Origin of the sequence: Streptococcus henryi DSM 19005 (genome assembly GCF_000376985.1) — a bacterium.
GTDB lineage: Bacteria > Bacillota > Bacilli > Lactobacillales > Streptococcaceae > Streptococcus > Streptococcus henryi.
Map to the genome: position 1 here is coordinate 33842 of NZ_AQYA01000032.1, position 18844 is coordinate 52685.

At 36.8% G+C, this 18844-nt stretch carries 16 protein-coding genes; 5 read left to right on the forward strand and 11 right to left on the reverse strand.

The features are described from left to right. Positions 1 to 188: 188 nt before the first annotated feature. The 8 genes from apf to yfmF all read right to left on the reverse strand — a co-directional run bounded on the left by apf (position 189) and on the right by yfmF (position 7434). Positions 189 to 749, reverse strand: a complete 561-nt coding sequence (apf, locus tag F601_RS0105830) for an aggregation-promoting factor (protein ID WP_018164732.1) — start codon at positions 747 to 749, stop codon at positions 189 to 191. 131 nt (positions 750 to 880) lie between these two features. Continuing rightward, positions 881 to 1678: an energy-coupling factor transporter transmembrane component T family protein gene (locus F601_RS0105835; RefSeq protein ID WP_018164733.1), complete on the reverse strand. Its 798-nt coding sequence runs from the start codon at positions 1676 to 1678 to the stop codon at positions 881 to 883. Next, on the reverse strand, positions 1671 to 2513 hold the full coding sequence (locus tag F601_RS0105840; protein WP_018164734.1) for an energy-coupling factor transporter ATPase: 843 nt from the start codon (positions 2511 to 2513) through the stop codon (positions 1671 to 1673). Before F601_RS0105840 ends, F601_RS0105835 begins: the two co-directional genes overlap by 8 nt. Continuing rightward, positions 2489 to 3328, reverse strand: a complete 840-nt coding sequence (locus F601_RS0105845) for an energy-coupling factor ABC transporter ATP-binding protein (RefSeq protein WP_018164735.1) — start codon at positions 3326 to 3328, stop codon at positions 2489 to 2491. Before F601_RS0105845 ends, F601_RS0105840 begins: the two co-directional genes overlap by 25 nt. Next, positions 3325 to 3882 (reverse strand): CDP-diacylglycerol--glycerol-3-phosphate 3-phosphatidyltransferase, encoded by a 558-nt coding sequence (gene pgsA, locus F601_RS0105850; RefSeq protein WP_018164736.1) that lies wholly within the window; start codon positions 3880 to 3882, stop codon positions 3325 to 3327. Before pgsA ends, F601_RS0105845 begins: the two co-directional genes overlap by 4 nt. Before the next feature lie 9 nt (positions 3883 to 3891). Next, positions 3892 to 4842 (reverse strand): helix-turn-helix domain-containing protein, encoded by a 951-nt coding sequence (locus F601_RS0105855; protein ID WP_018164737.1) that lies wholly within the window; start codon positions 4840 to 4842, stop codon positions 3892 to 3894. A 60-nt stretch (positions 4843 to 4902) separates the two neighbouring features. Beyond that, a complete protein-coding gene (gene yfmH / locus F601_RS0105860; RefSeq protein ID WP_018164738.1) occupies positions 4903 to 6189 on the reverse strand; it encodes an EF-P 5-aminopentanol modification-associated protein YfmH in 1287 nt (428 codons plus the stop codon). Then, positions 6190 to 7434 carry an EF-P 5-aminopentanol modification-associated protein YfmF gene (gene yfmF / locus F601_RS0105865; RefSeq protein WP_018164739.1) on the reverse strand — a complete coding sequence of 415 codons (1245 nt, stop codon included), beginning with the start codon at positions 7432 to 7434 and terminating at the stop codon, positions 6190 to 6192. It abuts the gene before it with no gap. 87 nt (positions 7435 to 7521) lie between these two features. On the opposite strand from yfmF, the gene yaaA reads away from it, so the two are divergent. Beyond that, positions 7522 to 7923, forward strand: coding sequence for a S4 domain-containing protein YaaA (gene yaaA, locus F601_RS0105870; protein WP_026183128.1), 402 nt, complete (start codon positions 7522 to 7524; stop codon positions 7921 to 7923). A gap of 2 nt (positions 7924 to 7925) precedes the next feature. Next, on the forward strand, positions 7926 to 9026 hold the full coding sequence (gene recF / locus F601_RS0105875) for a DNA replication/repair protein RecF (protein WP_018164741.1): 1101 nt from the start codon (positions 7926 to 7928) through the stop codon (positions 9024 to 9026). Between the two features lie 92 nt (positions 9027 to 9118). On the opposite strand, the gene F601_RS0105880 is transcribed toward recF, so the two are convergent. From F601_RS0105880 to trpS, 3 genes are all read right to left on the reverse strand, one after another. Then, positions 9119 to 9988, reverse strand: coding sequence for a GRP family sugar transporter (locus tag F601_RS0105880; protein ID WP_018164742.1), 870 nt, complete (start codon positions 9986 to 9988; stop codon positions 9119 to 9121). A 219-nt stretch (positions 9989 to 10207) separates the two neighbouring features. Beyond that, positions 10208 to 11689: an IMP dehydrogenase gene (gene guaB / locus F601_RS0105885; RefSeq protein WP_018164743.1), complete on the reverse strand. Its 1482-nt coding sequence runs from the start codon at positions 11687 to 11689 to the stop codon at positions 10208 to 10210. A 421-nt stretch (positions 11690 to 12110) separates the two neighbouring features. After that, positions 12111 to 13136, reverse strand: coding sequence for a tryptophan--tRNA ligase (gene trpS, locus F601_RS0105890; protein WP_018164744.1), 1026 nt, complete (start codon positions 13134 to 13136; stop codon positions 12111 to 12113). A gap of 452 nt (positions 13137 to 13588) precedes the next feature. Here trpS and F601_RS0105895 point away from each other — a divergent pair, with 452 nt between their 5' ends. From F601_RS0105895 to F601_RS0105905, 3 genes are all read left to right on the forward strand, one after another. Continuing rightward, positions 13589 to 14461 carry a YitT family protein gene (locus F601_RS0105895; protein WP_018164745.1) on the forward strand — a complete coding sequence of 291 codons (873 nt, stop codon included), beginning with the start codon at positions 13589 to 13591 and terminating at the stop codon, positions 14459 to 14461. Between the two features lie 77 nt (positions 14462 to 14538). Further along, a complete protein-coding gene (locus tag F601_RS0105900; RefSeq protein ID WP_018164746.1) occupies positions 14539 to 16158 on the forward strand; it encodes an ATP-binding cassette domain-containing protein in 1620 nt (539 codons plus the stop codon). Between the two features lie 72 nt (positions 16159 to 16230). Continuing rightward, positions 16231 to 18822: a YfhO family protein gene (locus tag F601_RS0105905; RefSeq protein WP_018164747.1), complete on the forward strand. Its 2592-nt coding sequence runs from the start codon at positions 16231 to 16233 to the stop codon at positions 18820 to 18822. The last annotated feature ends 22 nt before the right edge of the window (positions 18823 to 18844 follow it).

Below are 18844 nucleotides of genomic sequence, written 5' to 3' on the forward strand. Positions count from 1 at the left end.
ACCTCACGTTATTTTACAGTCTATATCATAACTCTTTATTATTACTTTCATATGTAGGTTTTATTAAAAATATTACAAGAAAGTTGAGATTTAAGGTATTTTGTAAACTTGTTGACAGTTATTGTAAATGTATTTTAGTTAATGCGTTTACAATAAAAACCTTGATGTTATCAAGGTTTGAGCGATTTTTAATACCAACCGTTTACATTCCAGAAAACTAGTGCAGCTGACCATGAACCGTAACGATTTGTTACGTAAGCGTCAGCAACTCTTTCTTGGTTCTCTGGAGATAAGTCACCATTTAAATAAGAAAGTGTTAATTGGTAGCGACCATAGTATTGGCCATTTTGAGCAGTATAGCTTCCACTTGACTCACGTTGAGCAATGACTTCTTTTGCTGCAGCATCACTTGCACTAAGGCTAGAAGTTGATGTTGTTGATGTTGTTACTGTTGTTTTCACTGATTCAGTCTCTACCTTAGTTTCAGTACTTACTGTTGTACTATTATTAATGTTTAGAACTTGACCGACACTAATCAAATTAATATTTGAAATCTTATTTTCTGAAGCGACCTGTTCAACAGTTGTTTGATATTTATTTGCAATAGCAGATAAAGTATCTCCTGACTGAACTGTGTAAGAATCAGCCTTAACAAAAAGAGGAAGAGATAGACTAGTTACAATAGCCGCTAGGGTAAGCCCTGCTTTCAGTAATCCGAGTTGTTTATTTTTTGGTGTTTCAATAAGCATAATATGCCTCATTTCTTTCAAATTTGTATATCTTATCTTACCCTCTTTATGTTACTCGGATTTTGGAATATGATTAAAAATATTACAGTATGATTGACATAAAATAAAGAAAACGCCTACAGAATAGGCGTTTAAGGGTTCTTTAAGAAAAATAGCAGAGCTCCAAGAGCAATTACTGATAAAAGTGCTAAGTTATCTTTGAGTGTCCATTTTAGTCTGCGGTACTTAGTACGCCCATCTCCACCTTGATAACCCCTTGCTTCCATAGCAATTGCTAGAGCATCAGCCCGCTTAAAGCTAGAAGCAAATAGGGGAATCAAAATTGGGATGATTGATTTTACTTTTTGAACTAAGTTGCCTTCACCAAAGTCTACCCCCCGAGCTCTTTGAGCATTCATGATACGTGTTGTATCATCCATTAGTGTTGGCACGAAACGAAGACTGAGTGATAACATGAGTCCAATTTCATGAGCAGGAACTTTGAATACTTCAAAAGGTTTTAATAAGGATTCAACAGCATCCGCAAGGCTTAGTGGGGTTGTTGTCAAAGTGAGAAGTGTTGAAAATAGAATGATAAGAAGGAAGCGCATGAAAATTAAGGCTGCCTGACTAAGTCCAAAACTTGTAATTCTGATAATCCAAATTTGTAAAATAATTTCTCCACCTTGCGTAAAAAGCATCTGGAATATAGTTGTAAAGAGGATAATTCCAATCATTGGTTTAACACCGTTGATAAAGAAACTCAATTTTACTTGTGAAAGTAAGATTACTACTAGAGTAAAGGCTAACATCAATAGATTTGTTACTAAATTATTAGCCCAGAAGATAATAATGATATAAAGTACCATTGCTAGCAACTTACTGCGTGGATCCAAACGGTGTATGAGTGAATTTCCTGGAATATATCGGCCAAGTATTAGTTTATCCATGCTTTAATACCTCCACGAATTCCTCAGTTGTAATAGGGAGACGCTCCAGTTGAAAGCCACGTTTACGAAGATTTTGAGCAAATTTTGTAATTTTTGGAACTCCTAACTGCTTACTTTCAAGCAGGTCAACATTTTGAAAAATATCAGAAGGTTTTCCTGATAAAATTAGTTTTCCTGTCTCTAATACGTTGACATAATCAGCATAATCAGCCACATCATCCATTAAATGTGTTACTAAAACAATAGTCATGCCTGATTGATGTAATTCTTTGAATAGCGTCATTAGTTCTCGACGCCCTTTGGGATCTAATCCAGCCGTTGGTTCATCTAAAACGAGGATATTTGGTTCCATTGCTAGGATACCGGCAATGGCCACACGACGCATTTGTCCACCAGAAAGTTCAAAGGGATTCTTATCAAAAAATTCTTCTGAAATTCCGACCATTGCTAATTTTTCACGCGCTAATTCTTCAGCTCTTTCCTTAGAAACACCAAAATTTTGAGGTCCAAAAGCTACATCTTTTAATACTGTTTCTTCAAAAAGTTGACTTTCTGGAAATTGAAAAACCAATCCAACTTTTTTTCGTACCAATTTGATGTCTTTGTTTTTGGAACCTGCTGTGATAGCCATATCATCAACATAAACAGTTCCCTGTGTTGGCACGTTAAGCCCGTTAAGTAGTTGCATGATAGTTGATTTTCCTGAACCAGTATGACCAATGAAAGCAGTATATGAGCCATCTGCAATAGTCAAATCAATATCAAATAGGGCCTTGCCTTCAAATGGTGTGCCTTTTTGGTAGGTATAATTTACGCCTTCGAGAGTAATTCCCATAACTGTTCTTCTAGTTCCTTTTCTGTAAGATAGTCGTCTTTTATGTTGATTCCATCCGTTCTTAGCAGTTTAATGAGGTTGGCAGTAAAGGGAATGTCTAAGCCTAAAGCTAGCAATTCCTCACCTCTTGCAAATAATTCTCTTGGAGTTGAGCTGGATTCTACTTGACCATTCTTCATGACTAGAACACGATCACTCAATGCCACTTCATCCAAATCATGTGTGATTGAAATGACCGTCATTCCATATTGATCACGAATTGCTTTCATTGTTTTAATGAGTTCAAGACGACCTTCAGGATCAAGCATACTGGTTGCTTCATCTAAAATAATGATATTTGGACGCATGGCTACAGCGCCAGCAATTGCAATGCGTTGTTTTTGCCCGCCAGACAAGCGTGCTGGCTCACGTTCTGCAAAAGCGGTCATGCCAACAAGCTCTAAAGCTTCTTTTACTCGGATTTGCATTTCTTCTAAAGGAACACCTTTATTTTCCAAGCCAAAGGCCACATCATCTTCTACTGTTGCACCAACAAATTGATTATCTGGATTTTGGAAAACCATACCGATTTTATGACGAACATCCCAAACATTATCTTCTGTCAGTTCTTGACCTTCAATATAGATTTTCCCTGATTCGGCTTCTAGGAGCCCGTCAATCAAACGAACAGTCGTTGATTTCCCAGAACCATTATGTCCAATAATAGATAACCATTCACCTTGTTTCACGTGAAACGAAACACCATTTAGAGTGTAATGCTCTTGTTCTTGGTCGTATTTAAATTTTAAATCTCTAACTTCAATACTATTTGTCATTTAAATGTATCCTTAAAGAGGAAGCTTGCTCCTTTGAAATAATCATAGCCAGAATAAATTGTAAAGATTAAGGCTACATAGAGTAGGATATTTCCAATTAGGGTCCAGTGGAAAAGCAAAAAGATGATTGAAAACATCTGTGTAAATGTCTTGATTTTTCCAGGCATAGCAGCAGCTAAAACTTCACCACCCTGTTCAACAAGAAGAAGACGCAGACCAGTGACAGCCAATTCGCGACAGATGATAATAGCTGAAACCCACGCTGGTACCATACCAAGTTCTACTAACATAATAAAAGCGGTCATGACAAGCATCTTATCAGCAAGTGGGTCAGCAAATTTTCCGAAGTTTGTTACAACTTTCCATTTACGTGCTAAGTAGCCATCGAGATAATCTGTAAAACTTGCAGCTGCAAAAATAAGAGAGGCAACAATATGACCAGTCTGGCTATTCCAGAAACAAAGGATAAGGATGAAGAGGGGAATCATAAAAATACGCCCGAGAGTTAGTAAATTAGGGATATTTTCTTTCTTTTTAAAATCAATTTTATTCATTTTATTTTCCTACTTTATTGTAATTGTGACATAGCTAATAGCAGTAGAGGTTAAACCAGATAAATCAACTTTCTGGTTGTTGATGGTTACAGTAACTCCTTCGGTTACTCCCAGTGTAATGAGAGATGAAGTAGCATCTGCTAGGAGCTTGGTAGTGTAACTGTTTGTCTCGGTTGATGAAAGAAGTAAGCCTTCACTCCCAGCCTCAGTGTTTGTGACAGAGACCCAGCTGCTCTCAGCACCAGATAAACTCACCGTTATTTCAATAGTTTCAGGTGCATTTTCAACAGTAACTTGAAGTTGATCACCGTTGGCTTCAGATGATAATGTCATAGCAGTTGGTTCACTGCTTGAAGAGTTAGTCTCAGAAGATGTTGACGATGACTCTTGACTGCTTTCAGCTTGGCTACTTTGCCGAGAAACCAGTGAATAGCTAGTTTTTGTTTCTTGTTTTTCTAGATTCATTTGTTGCCAAACGATGTAGAAAACAAAGCTTAAAATGGCCATGGTCAGAAGAGTCAGTACGAATAATGGTAAAAATGATGTACGGTCATCTCTTTTCTCATGTCGATTATAGCGACTGCTTCGACTTGCTAAGACTGGAACTTCTGATTGAACATCTTCTTCAACCTTCAGACTTTCCACTTCTGCTTTTTTCTCATCATTAGGGGAAATAGCAGAGCTTTTAGCAGTTTGTTGTAAATCTTCTTCTTTTTGTTTTTTCTCAGTATCTTCTTGTTGCTGAGAGGCAAGTAATTCTTCAACAGTTAAACCGACTGCCTTGGCGTATTCAGAAAAGTATACATCGGCCTTATCTTTAGGAATAATACCAAATTGATCTAATTCCATAGCAAGCAAGTAGTGTTGAGGAACTTTACTTAAGCTCGCAACGTCCTCAAGTGTTAGCTGTTTTTGGACACGTGCTTCCCTTAAAAGATTACCAATACTAAGATCACTCATGCTGACTCCTCAAAATAATATAATCCACTCCATTATAACAAAAAAGGGCAAAGTTTTCGATTATTTTGGGAAGATTGTAAAATCACTCACTTCAGCAGTTGCCAAGAATTGTTTTCCTATCTCAACGGTATCTGTTAAGCTTAAATGTTCAAGAATTTGAGGAATATCAAAATAATTTTCGGTGTCTGTCAAATAAGTCATAAATTGGCTAGCTAGATGATTAACAGAATCTAGACTTCTCATAAAGTCACCGTATAATTCTTTTTTGACCAATTCAAAGTGCTTCTCATTGATATCAGATGATTTGTCTAATTTTTTAATTAGTTGACGAATTTTATTAGACATTGCAATTGGCTCAAGAGTATCAGCTGAAAAAATGATAAATTGAAAATTAGGCTGCACTTCTATTTCAATATCAAAAGAATCATCAATATGACCACCCTCGTACCATGTCTGATAAGTCTCAGAGGTCCATCCTAAAAGCATGGCAAATAGAAGTCTTAGGGCAATCTTTTGTCGAAGTAGGGACATATCAGATGTAGGTTCTTCTCCACGATATCCTACTGCGAGCTTTGGTTGAGCAACATCCATACGAATAGATTGTGTTTTCAAAACAGGAAGAGTATTGAGTTTTTTTCTTGTTACAGGTCCAACAGTGTCAGTTTTCAACCGCTTTTGGGTTTTCTCTACTTGTTGGGGAATCATATCTTCATCAATATCACCAACAACAAGCAAGGTCATATTTCGAGGATGATAAAAATAGCGATGATTTTCTCGTAAATCTTCTACAGTGATTTGCTGAATACTTTCTTTTGTACCAGCAATATCCTCAGCTAGGGGAGTTTCAGGATAAAGATTACTAAGAATACCCTGATAGAGACGATAATCAGACTCATCCTGATACATATCGATTTCCTGACCGATGATTTCTTTTTCTTTTTGGATGGAATCTTCGTCAAAATGTGTTTCACTTAAGAACTCTTGCAGTAAATCAAGACTTTCTGAGATTGATTCAGTTGTTGAAAAAAAGAAAGATGTTTTATCGAAACCAGTATAGGCATTAGCATCAGCACCGAGATTTGTAAATAAAATGGCTGCATCTTTATTATTGGCTAATTCAAAAAGTTTGTGCTCAAGAAAATGTGCAATACCTTCAGGATATTTTTTTACTTGTCCGTCAGCATCTGTAAACGTAGTGTCAAGAGAGCCGAAATGACTTGTCAACATACAAGTTGTTTCCTTAAAGCCATGTTTAGGAATTATTATAAGACGTAAGCCATTTTCTAAATGAATGTAAGATATTTCTTCATCAATACGAGGAAATTGATGCTTTACAATTTGTGACATTTATTCTCCTTCTAAAAAATAGAGTGCTTGTAATTTGACTTTAGTAGCAACTTTTACGATATCAGCTTTAGAAACCTTCTCAATGTTTGATACCCAAAGTTCAGTACTGACATTCTTTTTGAAATGGTAGTCATTATAGGCTTTCTCGATTAAGACTTTAGGATTGTCTGCAGCAGCAAGTGCATTTGTGATAAGCATCTTTTTAGTTTGTTTGATGAGCTGACCAGAGAAGCGACCCAATCTAATATCTGAGAACTGCTTATTAATTAATTGAAGGACGAGATTGCGATTTTTCTTGTCAATGCCAGCGTAAACCTTGAGTAAACCTGTCAAACTATCTATCTGACTTCCAATTGTGTATGCCAAGCCCTCTTTCTCTCTCAGTTCAGTAAAGAGCTTTGAGTGAGCGAATGCCCCCATTAAACCATTGAAAACAACCAATGCATAATAGTCTGAATCATAGTAAGAAATTGGATGAGAATAAGCCAACTGTAAGATTGATTGTGTCACAGGACGGTGTTCAATCCTTTCTTTAGTCACATTTTGGTATGGCTGCTGATAGAAGAATCGTAAGGATTTTGTTCGATTTTCTAAGGGGAGTTGATTCATTAATTGCACGACTCGGTAGTCATCATATTCTCCCAAAACAAAGATATCAATTTGATCTTTATGGAGCATCTGTTGAAACTCTTGGTAGGCAGTATAAGAATTTTCAGCTTCGACGAGTTCTACTTGACCATATTTTGAAATCTTTAGATTTGGATTATCAAAATAAATAGCTTTCAGAGCTAAATCACTACTGTAGAAACTGTCTTCTTTGTCTGCTTCGAGATAGTTAATAAAATTTGCTTTTTCAACATCGAATACTTTTGTTTGGTACTGAGCGATTGCAACTAGTGGAGAAAAGAGAATCTCATTTAAAAATGCAATAATCTCTTCAAGGAGTTTTTCGCTTTGGAATGTGAACTCATCTCGAATAAAAACGATGTCAATATCTACGATATGTACTAAGCCCTTAGTTGATACTTTTGTTGATAGACTAGCACCATATAAGTCTGCTAGTTTTTTTCGAAAAGCCTGGGCAGTTGGATAGGCTTCACTTGCTGTAGCCAGCATTTGTGCAACAAGTACTCTACGAGCTACAGTTTTTTGTTTAAAATCCCCAGAAAACCGGAATGTAATCTGGTTTGTTTTGAATTGTTTTGTTTTTATTAAGTGGAGCTGGACGCTCTGAGCAATTTTCATGATTTTTCCTTTATTCTAGAGTTATTCCCTAAAATTATACCACGATTATGGTATAATTACTTGAATCAAAAAACGGAGAAAAAGATGATGGATTATAAATTATTTGATGAATATATCACCCTTCAAGCTCTTCTAAAAGAGCTTGGTATTATACAGAGCGGAGGGGCAATTAAAGGATTTTTGGCAGAAACGACTGTTCTTTTTAACGGCGAGGATGAAAAACGCCGTGGGAAGAAGATTCGTCTTGGAGATGTGGTAGAATTGCCAGAGCAAGGTCTAGTCATTAATATCACAGCTCCTACTGAAGAAGAGAAACAAGAAAGAGCAGAACACTTGGCAGAAAAAGAGCGTGTTGCTGCCATCGTAAAACGTATGAATCAAGAAAACAAAAAAGCTCAAAAAGGACAGGGGAAAGGTCAATCTTCTAATAAGAAAAAGGGAGATTTAAGATCTCGTGACCGTAAACCTGTTCGTTTCCCAGGAACATAATCATGTGGATTAAAGAAATCAAACTGAAAAATTATCGTAATTACAAAAATATTTCAGCTCAGTTTTCTCCAGCTTTAAATGTTTTCATCGGAAAAAATGCTCAAGGTAAAACGAATTTTTTAGAAGCCATCTATTTCTTATCCTTGACGAGAAGTCATCGCACACGTGCAGATAAGGAACTGATTCATTTTTCTGAGAAAGACGTGCAGATTTCAGGAGTATTGGAGCGTGTTAATGGCAATATAACTCTAGACATTAATTTATCTGATAAGGGACGGGTTACAAAAGTTAATCATCTCAAACAGGCAAAACTTTCAGATTATATTGGCACCATGACGGTGGTCTTATTTGCTCCTGAAGATTTACAACTTATCAAGGGTTCTCCAAGCTTACGTCGCAAATTTCTTGATATAGATTTAGGACAAATTAAACCTATATATTTGTCTGATTTGTCAAATTACAATCACGTTTTGAAACAAAGAAATACCTATCTCAAAACAGCTGAAAAAGTGGACAAAGATTTTCTTGCTGTTTTAGATGAACAACTTGCTGATTATGGCAGTCGCGTTATGGAGCACCGTCACGATTTTATTGTTGCTCTAGAAGAAGAGGCTGATAAACATCATAACACGATCTCTAATGAGACTGAGCGCCTTAAAATTCAGTACTTGTCTTCTATTCCATTTAATGATAAATCAGAAATTAGGGAAAATTTTCTAATCCTATTACGAAAAAATCAGCAAAGGGATATTTTCAAAAAAAATACAGGAGTTGGACCGCATCGTGATGACCTAGCCTTCTATATCAACGATATGAATGCAAATTTTGGAAGTCAAGGTCAGCACCGAAGTCTCATCTTATCATTAAAATTAGCTGAAATAGAGCTTATTAAGTCAGTTACAGGTGATTATCCAATACTTCTCTTAGATGACGTGATGAGCGAATTAGACAATTATAGGCAAACTAAGCTACTTGAAGGCATTAGGGAAAATGTTCAAACTTTTATAACAACAACTAGTTTGGATCACCTATCACAGTTACCAGAACAACTCAAAATCTTTACGATAGAACAAGGAACAATTATAGAGGAAAGCGGAGTGTGACCAAGATTTTCGAGTAGCATATATACAAAAAAGGGTCTAGAACTTTGGTTCTAGACCCTTTTACATTGTTGTAAATATAGTTTACAACTTTATCAATTTGCTTTGACAATGCCTAAAAGAATTGCACCAATAACAAAGCAAAGAATTCCAATGAGAACCCAGCGCATTTCTTTTTTTGTTTTTGTTTCACCAAGGAAGAAAATACCACCAATAATAGAAATAATAGCACCAAGTTGAGAGAAACTGAATGCAATAGCTAGACCTGCGGTAGAAGCTGCCAGAAGCATAAAGATATTTCCAATCCCCCACATCATTCCAACAAGAGCATTTTTCAAAACAACTTTTTCCAAGCTCACGTTAAATCTCATAAACATCATGGCACCAAGACACATACCAACAGCCATAGGTAAGATAACGGCAAGAGCATCAAAATGCATAATGTTATTGAATAAGACGGTATAAGAAATGTAACCTAGTGTAGAATAGAATAGTGCTCTAAAACCTTTTGAAAAGTTTGTCAAATTCTGCCCCACTTGATCTTTTTCACTATCTTGACGGCTTGAGAAGTAGAACCCAATAACCAATAAAACTAGGGCGGTAATTCCTAAGATAAAATGAATTGATTTCGTCCATTCACCAAAAACAATCGCACCAATTAAACTTCCTAAGACTAGTTGAGTTCCACTTGAAAGAGGGTTTGCGACAGATACTCCCATGTATTGCATTGCGTGGAACTGACCATTTTGTCCCATTGACCAAAGCATCCCACCGATGATTCCAACACCCCAGAGCAAAACGTTCATTTCTGGTCTAACTACTAGCCAAACAATTGAGGCAAATAGCAAAGCTCCTAAGGTCATACCAAAGGTCTGTTGGTTTGGTTTGCCACCGATTTTATTACTTACAAAACCTATACTTCCCCAAGCAAACATAGGGACTAAGGCGTACAATATTCCTTGCATATAGCTCCTTTACACAACATTTACACGCCTGTCAATATATTTGACAGGTGTGTGAAACTTATTTTTAACACAAGTACATATTTTAACATATGATAAAGCGCTTGTAAAGATAGAAAATTATTGCTCTGCAAAATCAATTAGGGTCTTTTAAATCAGATTATTGCGAATAAAAAAGGAGCCGATTTTCAACCAGTTCCTTTTTGAAGTTAATAAACAAAATTAGTGCACAGAGTAGTTTGGCGCTTCGTTTGTAATTTGAACATCATGTGGGTGACTTTCAATAAGTCCAGCACCAGACATTTCGATGAATTGCGCATTGTTATGCAAATCTTTGATAGTTGCAGCACCAACATAACCCATACCAGAACGGATTCCTCCAAGCATTTGGAAGACGATATCAGCAGCAGCACCTTTATAAGCTACGCGACCTTCAATTCCTTCTGGAACAAGTTTATTTGCTTCGTTGACTGATCCTTGGAAGTAACGATCACTTGACCCTTTCTTCATAGCTGCAATTGATCCCATACCACGGTATGTTTTGAATTTACGACCTTGGTAGATTTCAGTTTCACCAGGAGCTTCATCAGTTCCAGCAAACATTGAACCAAGCATGACAGCATTACCACCAGCTGCAAGAGCTTTTACGATATCACCTGAGTACTTGATTCCACCATCTGCAATGATTGTTTTACCATATTCTCGAGCTACAGCAGCTGCGTCATAGATAGCAGTAATTTGAGGAACCCCAACACCTGCAACGACACGAGTTGTACAGATTGAACCTGGACCGATACCAACTTTAACAACATCAACACCAGCATCGTAAAGGGCACGAGCACCTTCAGCTGTTGCAATATTTCCTGCAATCAAAGTTTTATCAGGGAAAGTTGCACGGATTTCAGCAATTTTACGAAGAACACCAGCAGAGTGACCGTGTGCAGTGTCAATAACGATTGCATCAGCACCAGCATCAAATAGAGCTTTAGCACGGTCAAAGGTATCTGAAGTAACACCTACAGCACCTGCTACGAGAAGACGCCCGAATTCATCTTTAGCTGCATTTGGAAATTCAATAACTTTTTCAATATCTTTGATAGTAATCAAACCAGACAAACGACCATTTTCATCTACCAATGGTAGTTTTTCAATACGGTGTTCATGAAGAATACGTTCAGCTGTTTCCAAATCAGTTCCAACAGGAGCTGTAACCAATTCTTCACTAGTCATATGCTCTGAAATTGGAGTGTGGTAGTCAGAGATAAAACGCATGTCACGGTTTGTGATAATACCAACTAATTTACGATTTTCAAGAGTTTCAACGATTGGAACACCACTGATACGATAGCGTTGCATCAATTCTTCAGCTTCTGAAACTGATTGTTCTGGAGTCAAGAAGAATGGATCAATGATAACACCATTTTCTGAACGTTTAACTTTACGCACTTCTTCAGCTTGTTCGATGATTGACATGTTTTTATGAATAACACCAAGACCACCGGCACGTGCGATAGCAATTGCCATTTTACTGTCAGTAACAGTATCCATAGCAGCTGTAATAATAGGAATATTTAATGTCAAATTTTTAGCGAGCTTTGTTTGCATGTTAACTTCATTTGGAAGAACATGGCTTTCAGCAGGAATAAGTAGTACATCGTCAAAAGTGTATCCTTTTTTCAAGAATTTAGTGTCCCAATTTGACATTAGTTAGTCCTCTTTTCTATTGTTTTAATGGCTAGTTTAGACTAGTCGCTTTTTTATTGTTACTATAATATCATGCTAAAATGATTTGTCAACAAATAAAAGTAATTTTTTTCAAAATTATATAGTAGAAAAAAGAGAAATATGTTCAGTTTTTGGTCAGAGTATTCCGACAATTCATAAAACTTAGTCTTTTTTGTTCGTTTTTAACGAAAAAAAGGCTGGGCAAAGAGCCCAAGCCTCTGTCATAAAGTTCGGAATATGACCAAGATGCAGCAGCCGAGTGGATAAACCTTCGCTTTTTCAAAGCCTGAATATTGATGCTGAGCAAGTCAGCTTTATCTCCCACCCCCGCAAGCCTAGAAATGAGGACGTGAGGGCAACTCTTTTACACTTGTCGAGTTTTGTCCCACTTCAAAAAAGTTTAAAAATATTTAATCCCCATCGCTACTTTAACCTCGTCAAGGGTTTGACCTGCGACAGCTCGAGCCTGTTCGCTGCCTTTTTTGAGCATATTGAAGACTTCACCCATATCCTTAGCGTACTCTAGGCGACGCTCACGGATTGGAGCCAGTTCACGTTCTAGAATTTCTAGGAGATAGCGTTTAGTCTTAACATCACCTAAACCACCTCGTTGGTAGTGCTCTTTCATAGCTTCAATCTCAGCTTTATCAGCCTCTGTACCGAAGATATCCAGGTAATGGAAGACCATGTTGCCTTCAATTTGACCTGGATCTTCCACACGAATGTGGTTGGGGTCAGTATACATGCTCATGACTTTTTTACGAACAGTATCGGCATCGTCTGATAGGAAAATCCCATTGCCGAGAGATTTAGACATTTTGGCATTCCCATCAAGACCAGGCAAGCGACCGGCAGCTTCATTTTCAGGATAAATGCCTTCAGGTTCAACCAAGACATCGCAATTATAGGCATGGTTAAAGCTGCGCACGATTTCGCGTGTCTGCTCAATCATCGGTTTTTGGTCATTACCGACTGGTACAAAGTTAGCCTTGAAGGCAGTGATATCTGCAGCTTGTGAAACAGGATAAACCAAGAAACCTGATGGAATTGACTCACCGAAGCCTTTTTGAGCAATTTCAGTTTTAACCGTAGGATTGCGTTCTAGTCGAGCAACAGATACCAAATTCAAATAGTACATTGTCAGTTCAGCCAATTCAGGAATTTGACTTTGGATGAAAATCGTTGATTTACTTGGATCAAGTCCAACAGACAAATAGTCCAAAGCAACATTACCGATAGATTCTTTGATGATGGCTGATTCCTTGGCATGATCAGTCAAGGCTTGTTGGTCAGCTAGGAAGACGAACATGTCGTACTTGTTTTCATTTTGTAAAAGAACACGATTTTTAAGACTTCCAACATAGTGTCCTAGGTGCAATTTTCCAGTTGGTCGATCTCCAGTTAAGATAATAGGTTTTTTAGTCATTTTTTTCTCCTGTTTATTGTGTGATTATTGTTTAGAGCGAAAAATAAAAACCCCCACGTAGCAAGCTACGTGAGGGCGTTATATCAAAATACGCGGTACCACCTCAGTTGACAGAGTAGTTTACAGGTTATTAAACTCATGTCATCTCAATCTTCATTTAGAAGGAGCACGGTAAGGGGTACTAAACCTGAAACTTATGTATTTGTTTCACGTGAAACGACACAAAAGCTATAATAATTGTGTCTGATCATCAGTCCATTTCATGATAGGTTGTCTCTAGCTCGCAGCAACCGCTAGATTTCTGGACACATCCTAAGACTACTCTTCTGAATCTGTCTTCATTCTATGAAATTTTAGGAAGTTTGTCAAGTCAAGATGAAAACACTAACAAATATCTTGACCTATCAAAATACCTTTGTCATAATAGAATGCGGCTTAGAAAGAAAGGTAATATGAAAAAGAAAATCATTGATTTGAGTCTAGTGACATTAGGCTCTTTTATCACTGCTGTTGGTTTTAACAGCATGTTTTTAGGTAATAATATCGCTTCAGGTGGCGTAGCTGGTTTAGCTGTCAGTTTACAAAAATTATTAGGTTGGAATCCAGGAAATTTCGTCATGTTCTCCAATATTCCTCTATTGTTGATTTGTCTCGTCTTTCTCGGAAGATCTACTTTTGTTAAGACCGTCTATGGAGCCTGGATATATTCTATTTTTATTAAACTCACGGAGCATTTACCGACACTTACACAAAATCCTTTGTTAGCCGCAGTTTTTGGTGGAATTATAGTTGGCTTCGGATTAGGTTTGGTTTTTTGGGGAAATTCTTCGACTGGTGGTACAGGGATTATTACCCAAGTACTTCATAAATACAGTCCTTTGCCTCTTGCAGTAGCAATGACAATTGTGGATGGTATCAGTGTTTCGATGGGCTTAGTTGCTTTTGATGTTGACACTGTGATGTACTCGATTATCGCTCTTGTCGTGATTACATCTGTTGTCAACAGTATGCAATTAGGACTATCATCGTCTCGTAATATTATGATTATTTCAAGTGCTGCAAAAGAAATTAAGGCTTATATTTCAACTCAAGCAGACCGTGGAGTGACTGAAATTCCAGTTGTCGGCGGGTTTACAGGTGAGAAACAGATTATGTTAATGACAACTGTTTCGATTCAAGAAGTCCCTAGAATGGAAAAACATATTTTAAAAATTGATGAGACAGCTTTCATTGTTGTCATGCCTGCAACTCAGGTTATGGGAAGAGGTTTTAGTTTGACGAAACATTATCAACTTGATGAGAAAGATCTTCTTCTTCCTATGTAAAATAAGCCTCTTTATATTGAAAAAAGGGGGGTTTTTAGGTACAATGAATCATAGATAAAGAAGATGAGGTACTAGAATTGCTTACAGTTTCAGATGTGTCGCTACGTTTTAGTGACAGAAAATTATTTGATGAGGTTAACATTAAGTTTACAGCAGGTAACACATATGGTCTTATTGGTGCCAACGGTGCTGGGAAATCAACTTTCCTAAAAATCCTGGCAGGTGATATTGAGCCATCAACAGGACATATTTCGCTTGGTCCAGATGAACGTTTATCAGTTCTTCGTCAAAATCACTTTGACTATGAAGATGAGCGTGCCATTGATGTTGTTATCATGGGGAATGAACGCCTCTACAATATCATGAAAGAAAAAGATGCTATCTACATGAAGCCTGATTTTTCTGATGAGGATGGGGTTCGTGCTGCGGAACTCGAAGGAGAATTCGCTGAGCTTGGTGGCTGGGAAGCTGAGAGTGAAGCTTCGCAATTGCTCCAAAACCTTAACATCCCTGAAGAGCTCCACTACCAAAATATGAGCGAGCTTGCTAATGGGGATAAGGTGAAAGTTCTCCTTGCCAAAGCGCTTTTTGGTAAACCAGATGTGCTCCTTCTTGACGAGCCGACCAATGGTCTTGATATCCAGTCAATTTCATGGTTGGAAGACTTCTTGATTGATTTTGAAAATACTGTTATTGTCGTATCCCATGACCGTCACTTCCTTAATAAGGTGTGTACGCACATGGCTGACCTTGATTTCGGTAAAATCAAGCTTTACGTGGGTAACTATGATTTCTGGAAACAGTCATCAGAATTGGCTGCGCGCTTGCAATCAGACCGTAATGCTAAAGCAGAAGAAAAAATTAAAGAGTTACAAGACTTTATTGCCCGCTTCTCTGCCAATGCATCTAAATCCAAACAAGCCACTTCACGTAAGAAAATGCTTGATAAGATTGAATTGGAAGAAATTGTTCCTTCAAGCCGTAAATATCCATTCATCAATTTCAAGGCTGAACGTGAAATGGGTAATGACTTTGTAACGGTTGAAAATCTGTCTGTTGCTATCGACGGTGAAAAAGTGATTGATAACATCAGTTTCATTCTTCGTCCAGGTGATAAGACTGCCATTATCGGTCAAAATGATATTCAAACTACTGCTCTTATGCGTGCTTTGATGGATGATATTGAATATGAAGGTACAATCAAGTGGGGTGTCACAACAAGCCGCTCATACCTTCCTAAGGATAATACCAAAGATTTTGCTTCAGGTGAATCTATCTTGGAATGGCTGCGCCAATTTGCTGAAAAAGGTGAAGATGACGATACTTTCCTTCGTGGTTTCTTGGGACGTATGCTCTTCTCTGGTGACGAGGTTAACAAATCTGTCAACGTCCTTTCAGGGGGAGAAAAAGTGCGCGTGATGCTTTCTAAACTTATGCTTTTGAAATCCAATGTTCTTATCCTTGATGATCCAACAAATCACTTGGATTTGGAATCAATTTCAAGTCTTAATGATGGTATCAAAGATTTCAAAGAATCTGTTATCTTTGCCAGTCATGACCATGAGTTTATTCAAACCATTGCTAACCACATTGTTGTTATTTCTAAGAACGGTGTGATTGATCGTATTGATGAAACATACGATGAATTCCTTGAAAATGAAGAAGTTCAAGCTAAAGTGAAAGAACTTTGGAAATAAAAAATAAGGTCTGGGACAAATTAGTTCCAGACTTATATTTTTAGATACACCTAATAGTCAGCGAGGAGAAATATGCCAGCTCAATTGACGAAAAAAAGATTGAAAATCGTATGTAACCTACTAAGTTTTTTGATACCAGTAGTTATTCTTTTTTTAGTTTTTTTGTCACATAATATTTTTTGGAGAAGTGATAGAACAGTGTTAGCTAGTGACGGCTTTCACCAGTATGTTATTTTTGCTCAGACTTTACGAAATATATTGCATGGATCAGATAGCATCTTTTACACTTTTACTAGCGGCTTAGGATTAAATTTTTATGCTCTTATCAGTTATTATCTAGGTAGTTTCTTGTCGCCGCTTGTTTACTTTTTCAATCTTACAAGTATGCCCGATGCACTTTATCTTTTCACCTTAATTAAAATTGGCTTGTTTGGTTTGTCAACGCATTTTAGTTTAGGAAAGCTTTATCCTAAGGTTAATCGGCTCCTTGTTTTAGTCTTGTCAACCTCCTATGCCCTGATGAGTTTTTCAATCAGCCAAATTGAAATCAATATGTGGCTAGATGTTTTTATTTTGATTCCTTTAATTATTTTAGGGTTAAACTGTCTGATGCTAGACCGTCGAGGGGTCTTGTACTATGTTACTTTGACTGTCCTTTTTATCCAAAACTATTATTTTGGTTTTATGACTGCTATTTTCCTCAGTCTCTATTTTTTAGTTAAGTTGACACAAGATTTACAGTGGAAAGTTGTTAAACGGAAGTTTTTTGATTTTACTATTGTATCAATATTAGCCACATTATCTAGTAGCATCATGCTACTTCCGACCTATTTAGACCTTTCAACACATGGTGAAAAATTTACCAGCTTTACAAAAATAGTTTCAGAAAACACTTGGTATTTAGATATTTTTGCTAAGAATATTGTAGGCTCATATGATACAACTAAATTCGGCTCTATACCAATGATTTATGTTGGCTTACTACCATTAATCCTAGCTTTACTTTATTTCACTATAGCTTCAATTGATTGGAAAATAAGATTAGCTCATGCTTTGTTGTTGTTTTTTATTATAGCAAGTTTCTATTTACAACCACTGGATTTACTATGGCAAGGTATGCATGCCCCAAACATGTTTTTGCATCGCTATGCCTGGGTCTTTTCAACTGTTATTATCTTATTGGCTGGCGAGACATTGTCACACATAAAGCAAATAAAACTTACTACAGCGGGCTTTGTCCTTACCTTCATCGGAGTAGGTTTTGTCTTAACTTTCTTATTTAAAGAAAAATATGACTTTTTGAGTGATGCACAGTTTGTTTTGACCTTTATTTTTCTGCTTGCCTATGCTATTTTGCTAGTCAGTCAGAAGCAAGGCTATCTTCCATCAAAGTTAGTTCTGATATTTACACTAGTTTTTAGCTTATCAGAAATTTCATTGAATACCTATTATCAGATAAGTTCATTAAATGGAGAATGGTTCTTTCCTACTCGAGAGGGTTATGAGAAAGACTTAGTTGATATTGACAAGCTTGTCAATTATACAAAGACACAAAATAGCTTTTTCTATCGTACAGAGCGATTATTAGCGCAAACTGGTAATGATAGTATGAAATACAATTATAATGGGATTTCTCAGTTCTCTTCTATTAGAAATACTAGTTCAAGTAGTGTTTTGGATCGTTTAGGATTTAAATCAACAGGAACGAATCTCAACCTTCGTTATCAGAATAATACTATTTTAATGGACAGTCTCTTTGCCATTAAATATAACATTGCTGATGGTCCGGTAAATAAGTATGGTTTCTCATTAGTCGAGACTTCAGGAGAAACACAGTTATATGAAAATCAATTTGCAGCACAGCTTGCTCTATTAACAAAAGGTGTTTACAAAGATGTTGACTTTACTGTAAACACACTTGACAATCAAACGAAGCTTATTAACCAGATTACTGGACTTTCAGAACACTATTTTAATCGATTAGCTTCAAAATTAATTTCTGGTGGAAATCAGTTTGGTAATCGTGTTACAGTCGATAGTAACGATCTATCTGAAACAAGTGTCAGTTATCAAGTTGAACTTCTACATGATGGCCAGGTTTATGTCAGTGTACCAAATATTAATTTTACAAACGACAAAATTAAAGAAGTAGAGATTAGTGTAAATGGACATGCTGCTCGCTATACAACGGATAACGCCTATAGTTTTTTTAATCTAGGATATTTTACAGTAGGTGAAAAGCTTAATGTGGTACTTACATTTCCTGATAATTCTCAGGTCAGTTTTGATTCACCAAATTTCTATGAACTAAATGCTGAAAGTTATCAGAAAGCAATGAAGGAGATTGCTAAAAGAGATGTTAAAGTGACAACAAATAAGAATACTGTTTTGATAGATTATCAAACTGATGATGACAGTTCTCTCTTTTTAACCTTGCCATATGATGAAGGCTGGTCTGCTTCGGGCAATGGCAAAGCTCTTAAGATTTCAAAGGCCCAGTCGGGATTTATGAAAGTAGATGTTAAGGCTGGCTCAGGTCAAGTTATATTAACCTATCTTCCTGTAGGCTTGACATTGGGAATGAAGCTATCAATAATCGGTGTAGTACTCTTTATCGGTTATGCTTTAAGAATAAGCTATCTTAGAAAGAAATCAAAACTGTAGGCATTTGATTAGCTTTACTATA